The organism is Stenotrophomonas sp. YJH_SMC_53 (assembly GCF_059369995.1).
Window position 1 is genome coordinate 1 of sequence record NZ_JCAFTF010000001.1, and the last position, 16,028, is coordinate 16,028.

Here is a 16,028-nt window from a genome sequence, read left to right on the forward strand (position 1 = left end):
GCTGCTTACATCCACGGCTTCTACAATCCAGCCCGGCTACACTCGGCGCTGGGCTACCACTCGCCTAACAACTACGCCCGGCAGCTCCGGGCTGCCGCCTGAAACGGCTTCATGGCGTCCGTTTTCAGGGGGCCAGATCAGTCAGCCGCATGGATGCGGCTGCCAAGCCTCCAGGGACGGATTTACGGCGTCCCCGCACTCCGACACCGCACCACCCAACCACGGAATGCACGCTGTTGCTGTTGCTTCTGAGGTTGCCGGCCAGCGGCCGGCACTACTGCGGGTGCAGGGCGCAGCCCTGCAAAGAACCCTATCCTCGTGGTCGGCTGCGCGAGGGCACCAGTGCGAACGTATCCACCGCCAGCTTCTCGGCGTGGTTCAACCACGCGCGGATCTCCAGATCGTCCACTTCGTGATCCAACCCGAACGACACGTTGATCTTGCCGTTGGCATCGGGCTGTACCCACTGCTGGGCCAGTACCACCTTGCGCTGCGAGGACACCGCTTCGATCCAGAAACCGCGGTCCGGGCGCGTGCTCGCCACCAGTTGCAGCATGTACTGGCCGGCACGCGTACGGCGTCCCTTCTGGGTGATCATGTGTGCCTGGCGCACGCTCGGGCGCGGGCCCTGGAGCGTATCCAGCGGTGCATCCACCGCGATGCCACCGCGCAGGTCGTTGTCGCGGTACAGCTTGAAGCCGTTGTCGCGGTTGACGAGCAGGGCGCACCAGTCACCATCGGCCGAGCCGTCCTCGAACGCGGTGCAACGGTCGACGTAGGCCAGGGTGTTGTCCGGGTCGGCATCATCGAACTGGCGCGAGGTGTTTTCCAGGTACACCGACTTCAAGCCCCACTCCTTGTCGTACTCCAGCAGCACCGGCGGCTGCACGTGCTGCAGGCCAACGACCACCTGATCATCGCCATCGATCTTCAGTTCGCGGGTCGGCTGGCCCAGCCACAGCGAACGGGCGAAGGCCAGGTACTGCGGGTAGTCGCGGCCATCATCGCGCCGCGCGGCCACGCTGGCACTGGGCGCGCGCTGCGGGTCGATCAGCGAGCGGCCAAAGCCCATCGTCTTCAGGTTCGGGTCCAGCAGGCCGAGCAGGGTCGCACCGGAATCCAGGGTGGTGCCAGCGTCGGCACTGAGCTGCTGCGGGGCAATGCCGTCGCCGAGGAACAGCAGCAGGTTCTCGCGCTTCTGCTTGGCCAGCACGTGGCTGAGGTCGTTGGGCATCGCCAGGTGGTCGGAGGCGATCACGATCAGCGTGTCCTTCCCATACGGGCTGGCCTGGATACGCTCGACCAGCTGTGAGATCAGGCGGTCGGTGCACTTGAGTGCATTGAGCAGGCCGATGTTGCCGTACCCGCTCCGGTAGCGCTCGCCCTTGCACGACACCGGCAGGTGGCCCGCCGGGTGGTGGGTGTCCATGGTCAGCGTGGTCAGCATGAACGGTGAACCGGCGCGTGAGAGCTGCTCGAAGCGCTGGTAGGCGGTGTCCAGCAGCACGTCGTCGTGCACGCCCCAGGCCGAGTAGTGGATGCGGCCGATCTTCTTCTGCTGCTTGAACCATGCCAGGTCATGCACTTCGTCAAAGCCATGGCTGGCCAGGAACTGGCCCTTGCCGGCGAACTGGCCGTTGGCGCCGCCCAGGTAATGGTTGGTGTAGCCCTGCTGCTTCAGGTAGTCGCCCAGGCACACCGCCTTGGGCAGGAAACTGCCCATGCGGTCCATGCTGTTCTCGTCGCCCTGCGAGGTGGTCAGCGGCACGCCACACATTGACGACACCAGGCCGGCGATGGTCCAACCGCTGCCTTCGGCCGAGGCCAGGCCACGCACGTCCAGCGACTCGGACGCCAGGCGGTTGAGGTTGGGCATCAGGCCGGGAAACACGGCCTCGTCCAGATAGGTGCGTTCCAGGCTCTCGCCGTAGATCCATACGATGTTGCGCGGGCGCTGCAACGGCTGCGTCGGCACCTGGTACTCGGGGGCGATGCGGGCGAAATCGACCGGGCGCAGCTGCTGGTAGAGGCGTTGGCCGTCACGGGCCAGCGGACTGATCAGGATCGTGGCCACCCACACGGTCGCGAAACCGGCAAACAGCGCACCACCGTGGCCGGGCCGGCGCCAGCGCTTCACCCGCGTGGCAAACAGCGGCAGCAGCGAGACCAGCGCCAGCACGATGAAGCCGGCGATGTAGCCCTTGAAGTCGGAGACACCAGCGCCTTCCATGTCGGCGCCGAGGTGATAAAGCGTGGCGGCGTTGAGCCCATCCCCGGACAGCTTGTCGATCAGCCACCACGCGCTGAGCATCAGCAGTAGCAGCGAGAATGCACCGGCCTTCCACCACACCCACTTGTCGGACGCGAGGAACAGCCAGCACAGCAGCAACAACGACAACAGCAGTATCCAGAGCATAGGCAGCTTCGGCAGTGACGGGGTGGTGGTGATGGACGTCGTACCGACGCGTGTCCATCCGACCGGCGCTGCTGCAAGCACATCCACATGACAGGCCGATGACCCGATAGTGCATGCACGAACCTGACTGAAATGTTTGTTGGAATGACGCGCGCGCGATCACGCCGCGAAGGTAAAACGAGCGTGAAAGGCTTCATTGGATTGCATTAAAAACCGCATGAATACGCGGCTTTTTCGCCAATGCATCAGCGGTGCCCGCGTTCCTCGCGTGCCCGCGCGCGGCGATCGAACAGCAATGCACTGGTGACGATGCCCAGTCCCAGCACCACGCCGATCAGCAGCAGTATCAGTGCGATCAGGGGATAGCCGAACAGGTGCCAGCCGGTGTCGATCTTCATCATCATTGCCGCAGCCATGATCAACGCGGCGCTGATGATGCCGGCCGCCACGCGGTTGGCGATCTTCTGCAGGTTCTCCATCAATCGCGATTCTTCCAGCCCGGTCACCTTCATCTGCAGGCGGTTCTCGGCCAGCAGCGCCATGATGTCCGACAGCTTGCGCGGCCCATCGCGCAGTAGCTGCTGCAGCTCCATCGCCTCGCTGGCGATGTTGGCCGCCGACAGGGATTTCTTCAGGCGCGCGCGCATCACGTGCTGCAGCTGGCGCTCGACGATGCGGCGCGTGTCCAGCTCCGGTGCCAGCAGCCGGCACACGGTTTCCAGGTTGAGCAGGGCCTTGCCCAGCAGGCTCAGTTCCGGCGGCGTGCGCAGGCCGCAGGCGGTGGCGATGCGCACCATGTCCAGCACCACGCGGCCTTCGGAGAAGCTGCCACTGGCGGCGTAGCGCGCGATCAGCTGGCCGGTCTCGCGCAGGTAGCGCTCTTCGTCGAAGGCCTCCAGCCGCGTGCTGATGCTGATCAGATCGTCGGCCACTTCTTCGCCGCGGCCATCGACGGCGGCGAACAGGATCTTCAGCAGCCGCTCGCGCAGGCGCGGCGGCATGTGCGCGACCATGCCCAGGTCGAAGATCGCCAGCCGGCCATCGGACATCACCCGCAGGTTGCCCGGGTGCGGGTCGGCATGGATCTCGCCATGCACGAAGATCTGGTCCAGATAGCCGCGGATCAGCGCCGCTGCCAGCGGATCCATGTCCTGCTCGGTGCGGCGCACGCCAGAGATCGCATCCACGCGCACGCCGGTGGCGAGCTCCATGGTCAGCACGCGCTGGCTGCTGTAGTCCCAGATCGGCTGCGGTACCCACAGGCGGCGGAAGGGCCGCAGATGCCGTCCGAAGCGTGCCAGGTTCTCGGCCTCGGCGTGGTAGTCCAGCTCCTGCATCAGGGTCTTTGCGAACTCGTTGAGCCAGTCGCGCAGGCGCACGCGGCGGCCCACCTGGGTCAGGTGATCGGCGGCCAGCGCAAAGCTGCGCAGCGCCTCCAGATCCGAGCGCAGCTGCGCGGCCACCTCGGGCTTCTGCACTTTCACCGCCACCTGGCGGCCATCGTGCAGTACCGCGCGATGTACCTGCGCGATCGACGCACAACCCAACGGCTCGGGATCGAACGAGGCAAACAGCTTGCTAACCCCCACGCCCAGCTCCTGCTCGATGATGGCGTGGATGCGCTCGACCGGGATCGGCGCCACCTTCTCTTGCATGCGCTCCAGGGCGGTGGCGAACTCCACCGGCACCATGTCCGGGCGGGTGGACAGCATCTGGCCCAGCTTGACGAAGGTCGGCCCCAGGGCCTCCAGGTCACTGACGAACTGTTCCGGGTTGCCATCGGCGGGCACGTCGGCCTGGTTGCTGGCGGCGTCCAGGTTCATGCCGGAGAACACGCCCGAATGGCGGTAGCGCAGCAGCAGGCGCAGGATCTGGCTGCGCCGGTTCATGCCTTTGACCAGCGGAGGATTGCCATTGGCGGTGGGCGGATTGCTCAAGCGGAACTCCCATGCGGCAAGGACGGTAGTGCCGGCCGCTGGCCGGCAATGTCCGGATTCGGCAGTGTCGCCGGGGGAAGGTGGGCATGCGGTGAACCCCGCAGCTATCGCAGAGGCCGGCGGATCGGTCAGAATCCGCTCATTCCCATTCTTGGACGCCCCATGGCCGGTGCCAGCCTGTTTGCCCTGCTCGACGATATCGCCTCCCTGCTCGACGATGTCTCGGTGCTCACCAAGGTCGCCGCGAAGAAGACCGCCGGTGTGCTGGGCGACGATCTGGCGCTGAACGCGCAGCAGGTGACCGGGGTCAACGCCAACCGCGAGCTGCCAGTGGTGTGGGCGGTGGCCAAGGGCTCGCTGGTCAACAAGGTGATCCTGGTGCCGGCGGCCCTGGCGATCAGTGCGTTGGAAGCCTGGCTGCGCAGCCGCGGCTGGAACGTGCCGCTGATCGTGCCGCTGATGATGATCGGCGGTGCCTTCCTGTGCTTCGAAGGCGTGGAGAAGCTGGCGCACCGCTTCCTGCATTCCTCCGACGACGATGCCGAGCGCCAGGCCGAACGCCGCAAGGCGCTGGCTGACGCGCAGGTGGACATGGTCGCGTGGGAGAAGGACAAGGTGAAGGGCGCGATCCGCACCGACTTTATCCTTTCGGCCGAGATCATCGTGCTCACCCTGGGCGTGGTCGCCACTGCGTCGTTCACCAACCAGATCCTCACGCTGAGCGTGGTCGCGCTGGCGATGACCGTGTTCGTCTACGGACTGGTGGCGGGCATCGTCAAGCTCGATGACGTTGGGCTGTACCTTTCGCGCAAGGGCGGTGCCATTGCCGCCTTCGGTCGAGGCCTGGTGGCGTCGGCGCCGTGGCTGATGAAGTTCCTGTCGGTGGCCGGCACCATCGCCATGTTCCTGGTCGGCGGCGGCATCCTGGTGCACAACGTGCCGGCCCTGCACCACGCGGTGCAGGCGCTGGGCGGCGAAGGGCAGTGGGGCTGGCTGATCAGTGCTGCGGCCAACATGGTGGTCGGCATCATCGCCGGTGCCGTCGTGCTCGCGGCGGTGACCGGCTTCCAGAAGCTGCGCGGGAAGTAATCTGTAGAGCCGAGCCCACGCTCGGCTGCTCTACGGCGCTCCGCGCCGCCGCCCGAGCATCGGCTCGGGCGCTACAGAGTCCGCACGCTGGATCATCACCCCGCCTGCACCCGGTTCTTGCCCTGCCGCTTGGCGGCATATAGCGCGTCATCGGCGCGCCGCAGCAGGGTCTCGGTATCGTCGCCGGGCTGCCACTGCGCCAGCCCGGCGCTGAAATGCACCGGCACGCGCTGGTCCTGCACGGTCAGCACGCGATGGGCCAGCGAGCGCTGCAGGCGCTGCACGGTGGCCATGCTGTCGGCGCCCTGGGTTTCCGGCAGCACGAGCACGAACTCGTCGCCGCCCAGCCGTGCGATGCCGTCGGTGGCGCGCAGCAGCAGCTTGCACACGGCCACCAGGTGCTGCAGCAACGCATCGCCACCGGCATGCCCATGCGCGTCGTTGGTCTGGTGGAAATCATCCAGGTCGATCACGGCCACGCCCAAGGGTGAGTTGTTGCGTGCGGCGCGGGCCAGCTCGCGCTCCAGCAGTTCGTCCAGGCCACGGCGGTTCAGCGCCTGGGTCAGTGGATCGATGCGTGCCAGGTCACCAGCGGCGCGCAGTTCCTGCTCCAGCTCGGCAATGCGCTGCTCTGCGCGCTCCACTTCCTGCCGCGCATTGGCCAGGTGATCGCGGGCCTGTGCGGCCTGCTGCTGCACTTTGCCTGTATCGCGCATCACCTCCTGCAGCAGCTGGTTGAGGTCGGCGATGCTGCGCGCCTCGCGCAGCTGCAACGCGTAGCTGCCGATGCGGTCGTGGTATTCGCCGGTGCTGGTGGCCATGCCATCCATGCGCTCGATGAACTCGCCCATCAACCCGCGCATCGCCGCCTTCGAATCGTCGATGCCCTGGCGCAGCAGCCCCTGCTTGTAGATCACTTCGCGCAGTTCGGCCCGGGTGCGCTCGACCGCTTCCGCTTCCAACGGACCGTCCAGCAACTGGCGTACCGCCGCGATCTGGCCCTGCAGCCAGCTGCGGTCGTCCAGCAGCTCGCTGACGTTCTCCAGCAGCAGCGCGAACAGCTCCAGCAGCAGCGCCTGCTGCTCCTGCCAGCTTTCGGCACGCACGCCGACCTGGTGGCCGAGCTCGCGCACGCCCTGTTCGATGGGCTCCAGGGCCGTGCCCGGCTGCCATTGGCGCAGGCGCAGCGCCAGCGCCTGCGCTTGCTCGCGCAGGTCCGGGTCGTGCTGCAGCAGGGCCACCACCGCACCGCCCAGCAGCAGCCGCAGCTGCTCGGACAGGCGCAGGCTTTCCGGCTGCCCGTCCGGCGAATGCTGCTCGATGGTGCGGATGTACTTGTCGATCAGCTGCCGCATCGCGCGCCCATAGCGCGGCCAATCGGCGCTGGCCTGTGCGGACTGCAGGCGGTCGCCCATGTCGCCCAGTTCGCCGGGCAGGGTGGCCATGCCGTTGGCGAACGCCGCCAGCAGCGGTTCCGGCGCATCGGCGCCTGCGAACAGCTGCTGCAGCGCCACGCCACCGCCGCCCTGCAGCACTACGCGGTCACCCCGCCCATCGTCCACCACCGCGCGCACGCGTGCCGGCGGCCCAAGGGCGGTACCGGGGGCAGGGCGGTGGTCGGGCTGGTCCGTCATGGAGCGAATCCTGGGGCTGGCAGGGACTGGTTCCAGCATATCGGCGCGGCCGCCGAGGGCTTGAACGGCTAGGATGGGCGACAGGATGCCGCAGTGGAGGTGGTGATGCGCGTGATGTTGCTGGGGGCGACCGGCATGGTCGGTCGGCTGACCCTGCGCAGGCTGCTGGACGACCCGCGCTGCAGCGCCGTGGTTGCCCCGACCCGCCGCCCCGTGGCGTTGACTCACGGGAAGCTGGAGAACCCGGTACTGGCATTCGACGCGTTGCCCACTTCGCCAGAATGGGCCTGCGTTGACGCGGTCATCTGCGCGCTGGGCAGCACCATCGCCCAGGCCGGCAGCCGCGAGGCCTTCCACCGTATCGACCACGACTATCCGCTGGCGTTCGCCCGCCTGGCGCAGGCGCAGGGTGCGCAGGCCTTTGTGCTGAACTCCGCAGTCGGCGCCAATCCACAGTCGTCGATCTTCTACAGCCGGGTGAAGGGCGAGCTGGAGCGTGACCTGCGCGCGCTGGGATTCAACTCGTTGACCCTGGTCCGCCCAGGGCTGATCGGGGGCGAGCGCAACGAGGTGCGTCGCGGCGAACGCCTGGCACTGACGGTGCTGGGTGCTTTGGGACCGGTGTTGCCGCGTGCGTGGCGGATCAATCCGGCCACCGAGATTGCCAGGGCGCTGGTCGAGGCTGCGTTGGCCCCGCAGCCGGGCGAGCACGTGGTGGCGTCGAGCACGCTGGTCGGCTGATGTCGCGAGCGCTGCGCCTGACCCAGCTGCTGCAGCTGCTGCGCCGTCATCGACGGCCGGTGGCCGGGCAGGCGCTGGCCGAAGCGCTGGGCATCAGCCTGCGCACGCTGTACCGCGATATCGAGACCCTGCGCGAGCAGGGCGCCGACCTGCGTGGCGAGGCCGGGGTCGGCTACCAGCTGGCACCCAGCGATACCTTGCCTCCCATGACCCTGCCACCGGCCGAAATCGACGCGCTGGTGCTGGGCCTGCGCTGGGTCGCCGCGCGCACCGAGCCGGCGCTGGCCGAGGCCGCACGTGATGCCCTGGCGCGTATCGCGCATGTGCTGCCCGCAGCACGCCGGGAAGCCTTGCGTGATAGCGGCCTGCGCGTTGGCCCTTCGCGCGCTGTGGCCAAGGTACCTGCTGAACGCCTGCAGGCTGTGCGCGAAGCGGTGAGCGCGCAACAACGCCTGCAGTTCGGCTACCAGGATGCGCAGGGCCAACGTACCGAGCGCATTGTCTGGCCGTTCGCGCTGGGCTACTTCGATGAAGTGCCGATGCTGGCGGCGTGGTGCGAAGGCCGCGAGGACTTCCGCCATTTCCGCCTGGACCGCATCCGCCAGGTGCGCGTGCTGGAGGATCGCTACCTCGTGCCGCGCGCCACGCTGCTGCGGCGCTGGCAGAAGGCGCAGGGCATCGCGCCGGACTGGTTGGACCGCTCGTAACCACATCGAGGAATGGCGCTGTGCGTCAACGCGGTGGGCTTACACAGCTGGTGGGCTATGTGCCGGGGGAGGCCGGGGTGGTACAGGTAATCGTCGACTCTATGGCCTGGGTTACGAGGCCCGACGCATCTTCCAAGAATGTCCTGACTCTCGAAACTTGAGGTTCACCAGGTTTACTTGGTGTACAACCCCAAGTGAAGGTGATGGGGGATGGGATGTTCCTGTCGACTTTGGCGCGGCCACCGCTGCAGATCCATCCGGCAGGACAAGTCAAGATCTCGAGGTTGATATATACCGGAAACCTCGGATACCCACTGAAGTTCATCGTGGCAGTAACACTGGCGCCTGTTCCAGACACGTTCGGAACGCTGTCCAGCTGAAATGGCTTCGTCAAGGTAGCCACGCCCAGGGTGGACATCCTCTCTATGGGCATGAAGAAAAGGTCATTCGCCCAAGGAGAGCCGTCGTTTCCCCTGCCATGAACAAGGCCGTAGGCCGAGTTGCCGGCATAGACGGGGCCACCACTATCGCCGCCTTTGTTCATCACGGTTCCATCAAGGCTGACGACTTGGACGTAGGTGCCGGCTTCCCCATTCCAGTTGGCTGCGAACTCTGCGTCTTTGATGGATCCGCATGTGCGACCGGTCGTTACGCCGAACTTGCAGACCGTTGTGCCTGGTGTCATGTCGGCAAGTGATGCCTCATCGGTTATCGTCAGTTTTTCCCCATCGACAATGATTTCGTTCGACTGGGAGAAGATGACGCCGCCACGCTGCTGTGCACCCCACTGAACGTCGTAAGATCCTTTGTTGCGTTCACTCTTGAACAGAATGCGAGCGGTTGGATTGCGCTGATAATTGTCATTGTCACAGTGACCGGCAGTGGCCAAGCCTAGTTCGCGAGTTGCAGTTTCGACCACGTTGAAGCCGGCTGTGCAGAGCTGCTGCTGGTAGCCTCCAGTCGCCGCCCGCCCGCTACGGTGTTTGTTGGCTCTATGAAACCTGTGGTCTCTTTTATGTGGATGAAGTCGGCGACAGAGAGAAGTTTGGAAAGTCTGGCGCGTACGGCATCGGGATCACGTACATATACCTCTACGATAGAGATCTTCGTGTTTACCGTGGCTGCAAACTCAATGCCGGCCTTGACGAGCTGATCGGACACCTCCTCTTGGGTGGCGCGGAGAAGCTCGAGAGAACGTGGCGCGGTTTCTGCGACGTAGAGGCGGTCCTTGGTGTAAGCAGAAAGTTGGCGTGAGGCATCGCCGGTGAACCTCACCACGATCCTGAATTCAGGGGGGTGCTCGATGTAAAGGCCGGCGAACGTCTCCGGCTTCTCCCTCTGAAGCCGTGCGCTGAGTTTACCTGCGGCCCGTTCCGCATCCATTCGTTGCGCGGCTTCGAACGTGCCTATGTGCATGGTTTCCGCGTAGTGCTGTATTGCTACATCCTTGGGGGCGTCGTCCGCAAGGGCGGGAGAGGCGGTGAGGATGGCTGCCAACAACGGGAGATAACTGCGTATTGTGGTCATGAACTTTCCTTTTCATGTGTATTACGTGAAGTGGCGTTCCATCTGCATTTGAATCTAAATCACTTCTGTCTGTTGCAACTGGTAACTGCGTCTCCCTTTGATTGGTCCGAGCGAAGGTTCATCGCCGACGACAGCTCCCATCATGACTTGGCTTTGCGATATATCGCGAGATCACAGCGGGTCGCCTGTTTTTCCATCCGATGGCGGAAGTGCCCGAAATACGCGAGATGTTCGAACGACGATCGGCTCTACCCGATCGATTTCATCCGCTTGATCTACTGACAGAGTATGTCAGCAGGCGTGTTCCACCATGAACGCTCCCAACAACGGAGGTTCCCCATGTTCATACCCAGCACCCTGCTGCAGTACGTGCGCGACGTCGCCACCAGCGCCACGTTCTACAGCGGCATTCTCGGCAAACCACCGGTCGAGCAGTCGCCCGGCTTTGCCCTGTTCCTGCTCGGCGATGGCGCCGCACTCGGCCTGTGGCAGCGCGATGACGTGCAGCCGCCGGTGTCCGCGCAGGCCGGCGCCGCGGAACTGGCGATGGTGGTGGCCAACCCGGAGGCTGTGCAGCAGATGCACGATGCGTGGCGCGCACTCGGCGTGCAGATCCTGCAGGCGCCGGTGACGCTGGAGTTCGGCCACACCTTCGTCGGTGCCGATCCGGATGGGCACCGCCTGCGCGTGTACAGCCGCGCCGAGGGCTTGGTCGCGCGCGATTGATTCAGGGAGGGAGCCGGTATGTTCCGGCTCCTGGACCTAGCCATGCTTCTGTGCGGCTTCGATGACGATTGAAAATGTCTCGTCGTCTTCCGAATTCCATGCAATGGCCAGCTGGGCCAGTTCTCCGACCACATCGCGCTCGGGGTTGCACCGCCTGAGCTCCTTGATGAACTGCCGGACCTGACGTGGCGTCAATTCACAACCTGGATAATTGAAGAGATTGAGCGCGGCATCTGAAGAGACGTCCAAGAGGTCAGGCGCGAGGATGGAGTAGGCTTTGATGTAGCGGGAGAACGGAATATCCGACAGGAAGTTCTCAGCTGAGCTCATGATCGACGCATCATGTGGCGGGTTCCGAAGGAACTCCCTCATGACCGCCAGGATGACTTCTACTGACGCTGGTTTCGTCAGAGCCCTGTAGAAGTGGTCGGCGTATGCACAGCAAGCTTCGTGAGTGACCGCAGCATCCGATAGCGTTGCCAGCGTTGAGATCCAGACGTCAGCATCCAGCGGCGTAGCCGGTTTGGCATGTCCTTGTTGATCAGCATTGGGGATGACCGCGCGGACGATTGGCTCGCCGTTGCGCCATGACCGCAGGCGGGAGTCGATAATTGCGTACACCTGCTCCTGTTTGTCCCACATGGCGTCCGGAGAAGGCATGGCGTCTTCGGGGAACAACGAGAAGAAGTCCGAAAAGTAGGGAGCGGCCATGCAGAAGTAGCGAACGGTGAACTCCAGCAATTCCGGGTCGAACGCAGCGCCGGGGATTTCGTCCTGGAAGGCGCCTTCGATGCATGCCAAGGCATCTGCTGGCGAGGGGGCGGCTGCCACCGTAGAGCCGACCGATGCGTCAAGGAAAGCGTGATTTCGGGCGAGCCAGCGCAGGAAGATGATGCCAAGGACCCAGTTCGTGTCTGACGGATCCTCATCCCTCGTCAACCGTAGGAAGAATGGAGAGGCGCGGAAAAATCATTGCCCGCCTTCATGAATTCTTCGAGTGTGGGTGGTGTCTCAATCACGGAAGTTCGACGTCTGCAGAGAGGCTCAATGCTATTGAGCTGCTCTTGGGAATCCATGCAACTATTCTCAAAATGCTTCGTTGGGCTTTCAACCGACGGTCGGAGAGCCCAGTGGATCCCCGCCATGCGTGGACGGAGCGCGACGGAGCAGGTACAAAAAAACGCCGGGCAGTGCCCGGCGTTTTTCCAATTCATGTGCCAACCGAGGTTGGCACCCACCGATCATCTGGATCAGCTGGCCAGCGCCAGGTCGTCCATCATCGCGCGCAGGAAGCGGGCGGCTTCACCACCCGTAGCCGCGCGGTGGTCGAAGGTGACCGACAGCGGGATTACCTTGTGCGCTTCCACGCCGCCCATCACCGGGGTCATCTGGTGGCGGGCACGGCCGGCACCGACGATGGCCACGCACGGCGGCACCACGACCGGGGTCGCGTAGCGGCCGGCGAACATGCCGAAGTTGGACAGCGAGATGGTGTAGCCGCTCAGTTCCGAGGCGGCGATCGAACGCGATTCCACCTGCTCGCGCAGGCGATTGACGCCTTCGCGGATGCCGCGTGCATCGAGCATGTCGGCATTGCGCAGGGCCGGCACGAACAGGCCGTCGTCGGTGTCCACGGCGATGCCGATGTCCACCTGGGCGTGCAGGGTGCGGGTCAGCGCTTCACCGTCGAACCAGGCGTTCATGGCCGGCACCTTCTGTGCGGCAACGACGATGGCGCGAACCAGGCGGGCGGTGACGTCGTTGCCCGGCAGCCAGGCGTGGATGTCGGCGTCGTCGTTCAGCGTGGTCGGCACGACCTTGCTGTGCGCGTCGGCCATGACGCGGGCCATGTTGCGGCGCACGCCCTTCAGCGGTTCCGGCTGGCCCTTGGCGACCACGCCCGGCGGCTGGGTGCGCATCGGCTTGCCGGCGGCGGACAGCGGAGTGCGGGCTTCGCTCTGCACCGGGGCAGGTACCTGCGCCGGGGCCGGCGCGGCATACGCGGCGGCAACCGGTGCCGGGGCGGCGCCGAGTTTGGCGGTGCCGTTGGCGGCGGCCTGCTTGACGTCGGCCATGGTCACCGCGCCATCGGTGCCGGTAGCGGCCACGCGGCTCAGGTCCACGCCCAGCTTGCGCGCCATCGCACGCACGGCCGGCACGGCCTTGACGCCACCGACGGCCAGCGCCTGCTCGGCGTGCACCGCATTGGAGCTCTGCATCGCGCCGACCACGGTACCGGCGTCATCGCGCTCGGCTGCGGCGGGCTTGGCGTCCTCGGCGGCAACCGGAGCGGCCGCAGCCGGCAGCGGCGGCGGGGTCGGTGCGGCAGCCGGCGCCGCCGGTGCGGCGTGACCATGGCTGTGGCCGGTGTCCTGGCCATCAGCGCGCTGCGGCAGGTTCGGGTCCAGTTCGAAGCTGGCCAGCACCGAACCGGTCGGGATGATGTCGCCGGCAGCGCCGGACAGCTTCAGCACCTTGCCGGAGAACGGCGAGGGCACTTCCACCACGGCCTTGGCGGTCTCCATCGACACCAGCGGCTCGTCCAGCTTGATCACATCGCCTTCCTTGACGAACCACTCGACGATGGTCGCGTCCGGCAGGCCTTCGCCCAGGTCGGGCAGGTTGAAGTTCTTGGTCTGGCTCATTTGCAGTTCTCTTCCAGCAGTTCCAGTTCGCGGGCCGGCAGCCAACCCGTCGCGCCATTGGCGCGCTCGGACCACCACCACCCGCCGTGTTCGTGATGAAGCTTCACCATCTCGCCGCTTTCCACATCCAGCTCGCGGGCGTCGTAGTCGCACAGGGCTTCGGCGCGACCCTCGTCCAGCAGCTGCAACCAGGCGATGGGCGCCCATCCAGCGCGCCCATCGTTGGTGCGTACCCAGGCAAACGCCGGCCATTCCTCGTCACGTACACCTACTTCGACGATCTGGCCGGTGTGGAACCGGAGCGGGTTGGGATACTGGCTGCGGTAAGCCCCCAGAAGGCGGGCCCGCATGTCAGCCGGCCGCCACCGCGCGCTTGGCCGCCGCCACGATCCGCTCAACGCTAGGCAGGTACTTCATTTCCAGGCGGAACAGCGGAATGTGGGTGTCGTAGCCAGTAACGCGTTCGACCGGGGCCAGCAGGTCGTAGATCGATTCCTCGGCCAGGCGCGCGGCGATCTCGGCACCGAAGCCCGCGGTCTTCGGGGCCTCCTGCACGATCACGCAGCGGCCGGTCTTGGCCACCGATTCGGCGATGGTGGCGAAGTCCAGCGGGCGCAGCGTGGCCACGTCGATGACTTCGGCGCTGATGCCTTCCCCGGCCAGCTTGTCGGCCGCTTCCAGGGCTTCCTTCACCTGCGCGCCCCAGGTCACCAGGGTCACGTCGGTGCCGTCGCGCAGCACGAAGCAGACGTCCAGCGGCAAGGCTTCGCCGTCGTTGACGACCACTTCCTTGTACTGGCGGTAGATGCGCTTGGGCTCCATGTAGATCACCGGATCCGGCTCGCGGATCGCGGCCAGCAGCAGGCCATAGGCACGCTGCGGCGACGACGGCAGCACCACGCGCAGGCCCGGCACGTTGGTGAAGATCGCCTCGTTGGCTTCGCTGTGGTGTTCCGGCGCGCGGATGCCACCGCCCCACGGCACGCGCAGCACCATCGGGCAGTGCAGGCGGCCACGCGTGCGGTAACGCAGGCGTGCGGCGTGGCAGACGATATGGTCGACCATCGGGTACATGAAGCCATCGAACTGGGCTTCGGCCACCGGCTTCATGCCTTGTGCGGCCAGGCCGATGGTCAGGCCGGCGATGGTGGTTTCGTCCAGCGGGGTGTCGAGGATGCGGTCCGAGCCGAAGCGCTGCTGCAGGCCGGCAGTGGCGCGGAACACGCCGCCGTTGACGCCCACGTCCTCGCCCAGCACCAGCACCGACGGATCGTGTTCCAGCTCCCAGGCCAGCGCCTGGGTGATGGCTTCGATGAGGGTGATCGGGGTGGTGGTCATGCTGTCATCTCCGCGCGCGACTGCAGCGCTGTCGGCGGCGTTGGTGTGCGCGCCGGGCGCGCCGTTCTTGATCTCATCCATGGCGCTTCTCCAGGGCGATCGCCTGGGCACGCTGGGCCAGCAGGTCCGGCGGCGGATCGGCATACAGGAAGTCGAACATCGCCTCGACCGGCTGCACCGGCGTGTTGAGGTACAGGTTCACTTCCTCGTCCACGCGCGCGCCGCACTCGGCGGTCCAGGCGGCTTCTTCTTCCTCGCTCCACACCCCGGCGTTGATCAGGTACTTGCGCAGGCGCAGCATCGGCTCGCGCTGCCAGGCATCCTTCACTTCGGCATCGTCGCGGTAGCGGCGCGCGTCATCAGCGGTGGTGTGGTCGGACAGGCGGTAGGTCATCAGTTCCAGCACGGTGCCACCGTCGCCGGCCAGCGCACGTTCGCGCGCCTGTTCCATTGCCGCCAGCACCGCGATCAGGTCGTTGCCGTCCACCTGCAGGCAGTGCAGGCCGCCCGCCAGGCCCTTCTGCGCCAGCGTTTCGGCACCGGTCTGGGCCGAACGCGGCACCGAGATGGCCCAGCCGTTGTTGACGATGCACAGGATCAGCGGCAGCTTGTAGGCGCCGGCCGAGTTCAGTGCCGCGTAGAAGTCGGTCTTGGAGCTGCCACCGTCGCCGCACACGGCCACGGCGATCTGCGGTTCCTTGTTGAGCTTGAACTTCAGCGCGGCACCTGCCGCATGCAGGCACTGGGTGGAAATCGGCACGCAGAACGGGAAGTCCTTGGCCGCGTTGCCGCCGTAATCGTTGCCGCGTTCGTCGCCGCCCCAGTACATCAGCACGTCGTGCGGGCGCACGCCACGCATGAACATCGCGCCATACTCGCGGTACGAAGGCGCGAACACGTCGTCCTTCTGCATCGCCGCGCCGATGCCCACGTGCGCGGCTTCGTGGCCCAGGCAGGCGGCATAGGTGCCCAGCTTGCCGGTGCGCTGCAGCGCGATGGACTTGCTGTCGAACGTGCGTACGAACAGCATCTGCTTGAACAGCGGTACCAGGACCTTGGGGTCGCGCAGCGACGCGGGCAGGTCATCGCGGACGAGCTTGCCGTCCGCGTCCAGGTACTGCAGGTATTCGATCTTGAATTCAGCGGCAACCGTCATTGCGTACTGCACCTTCGACAGAGAAGTTACAAATGATATGAATCGCCATGTTAAGGAACGCGTACGGAATAGCCTTCCTGCGCCGCAACACGGCAACGCCCTGTTTTACCCC

The 16,028-nt window shown here is 65.6% G+C and carries 13 protein-coding genes and 1 pseudogene; 4 read left to right on the forward strand and 10 right to left on the reverse strand.

Annotated elements, in window-relative coordinates; genetic code table 11:
- Positions 1-310 precede the first annotated feature (310 nt).
- Both AC5P7X_RS00005 and AC5P7X_RS00010 read right to left on the reverse strand, forming a co-directional pair.
- Complete coding sequence (locus AC5P7X_RS00005) at positions 311-2,416, reverse strand: phosphoglycerol transferase I (protein ID WP_346607566.1); 2,106 nt, start codon at positions 2,414-2,416, stop codon at positions 311-313.
- A gap of 245 nt (positions 2,417-2,661) precedes the next feature.
- Positions 2,662-4,308 (reverse strand): annotated as a pseudogene (locus tag AC5P7X_RS00010) (ABC1 kinase family protein); the annotation flags it as partial.
- 207 nt (positions 4,309-4,515) lie between these two features.
- On the opposite strand from AC5P7X_RS00010, the gene AC5P7X_RS00015 reads away from it, so the two are divergent.
- On the forward strand, positions 4,516-5,442 hold the full coding sequence (locus tag AC5P7X_RS00015; protein WP_053497730.1) for a DUF808 domain-containing protein: 927 nt from the start codon (positions 4,516-4,518) through the stop codon (positions 5,440-5,442).
- 95 nt (positions 5,443-5,537) lie between these two features.
- Here the strand turns inward: AC5P7X_RS00015 and AC5P7X_RS00020 are convergent, their stop codons facing one another.
- Complete coding sequence (locus AC5P7X_RS00020) at positions 5,538-7,076, reverse strand: GGDEF domain-containing protein (RefSeq protein WP_005419936.1); 1,539 nt, start codon at positions 7,074-7,076, stop codon at positions 5,538-5,540.
- A gap of 105 nt (positions 7,077-7,181) precedes the next feature.
- Here AC5P7X_RS00020 and AC5P7X_RS00025 point away from each other — a divergent pair, with 105 nt between their 5' ends.
- Both AC5P7X_RS00025 and AC5P7X_RS00030 read left to right on the forward strand, forming a co-directional pair.
- Positions 7,182-7,817, forward strand: a complete 636-nt coding sequence (locus AC5P7X_RS00025; protein ID WP_346607568.1) for an NAD-dependent epimerase/dehydratase family protein — start codon at positions 7,182-7,184, stop codon at positions 7,815-7,817.
- The gene (locus tag AC5P7X_RS00030) at positions 7,817-8,524 is read left to right on the forward strand and encodes a helix-turn-helix transcriptional regulator (protein ID WP_346607569.1); all 708 of its coding nucleotides are present in this window, start codon (positions 7,817-7,819) and stop codon (positions 8,522-8,524) included. Before AC5P7X_RS00025 ends, AC5P7X_RS00030 begins: the two co-directional genes overlap by 1 nt.
- A gap of 55 nt (positions 8,525-8,579) precedes the next feature.
- Here AC5P7X_RS00030 and AC5P7X_RS00035 read toward each other — a convergent pair whose 3' ends face one another.
- On the reverse strand, positions 8,580-9,443 hold the full coding sequence (locus AC5P7X_RS00035) for a S1 family peptidase (protein WP_235642975.1): 864 nt from the start codon (positions 9,441-9,443) through the stop codon (positions 8,580-8,582).
- Positions 9,416-10,051, reverse strand: coding sequence for a hypothetical protein (locus tag AC5P7X_RS00040; protein ID WP_235642976.1), 636 nt, complete (start codon positions 10,049-10,051; stop codon positions 9,416-9,418). Before AC5P7X_RS00040 ends, AC5P7X_RS00035 begins: the two co-directional genes overlap by 28 nt.
- Positions 10,052-10,390: 339 nt before the next feature.
- Here AC5P7X_RS00040 and AC5P7X_RS00045 point away from each other — a divergent pair, with 339 nt between their 5' ends.
- Entirely contained in the window at positions 10,391-10,777 is a 387-nt protein-coding gene (locus AC5P7X_RS00045; RefSeq protein WP_053497723.1) for a VOC family protein, read from the forward strand.
- A 36-nt stretch (positions 10,778-10,813) separates the two neighbouring features.
- Here AC5P7X_RS00045 and AC5P7X_RS00050 read toward each other — a convergent pair whose 3' ends face one another.
- The 5 genes from AC5P7X_RS00050 to pdhA all read right to left on the reverse strand — a co-directional run bounded on the left by AC5P7X_RS00050 (position 10,814) and on the right by pdhA (position 15,916).
- On the reverse strand, positions 10,814-11,578 hold the full coding sequence (locus AC5P7X_RS00050) for a hypothetical protein (RefSeq protein ID WP_235642977.1): 765 nt from the start codon (positions 11,576-11,578) through the stop codon (positions 10,814-10,816).
- A 449-nt stretch (positions 11,579-12,027) separates the two neighbouring features.
- On the reverse strand, positions 12,028-13,422 hold the full coding sequence (locus AC5P7X_RS00055; RefSeq protein ID WP_138952243.1) for a dihydrolipoamide acetyltransferase family protein: 1,395 nt from the start codon (positions 13,420-13,422) through the stop codon (positions 12,028-12,030).
- Positions 13,419-13,772, reverse strand: coding sequence for an SH3 domain-containing protein (locus AC5P7X_RS00060; protein WP_005411349.1), 354 nt, complete (start codon positions 13,770-13,772; stop codon positions 13,419-13,421). Before AC5P7X_RS00060 ends, AC5P7X_RS00055 begins: the two co-directional genes overlap by 4 nt.
- A 1-nt stretch (position 13,773) precedes the next feature.
- Positions 13,774-14,841: an alpha-ketoacid dehydrogenase subunit beta gene (locus AC5P7X_RS00065; RefSeq protein ID WP_005419896.1), complete on the reverse strand. Its 1,068-nt coding sequence runs from the start codon at positions 14,839-14,841 to the stop codon at positions 13,774-13,776.
- A complete protein-coding gene (pdhA, locus tag AC5P7X_RS00070) occupies positions 14,834-15,916 on the reverse strand; it encodes a pyruvate dehydrogenase (acetyl-transferring) E1 component subunit alpha (protein ID WP_014038763.1) in 1,083 nt (360 codons plus the stop codon). Before pdhA ends, AC5P7X_RS00065 begins: the two co-directional genes overlap by 8 nt.
- Positions 15,917-16,028: the final 112 nt, after the last annotated feature.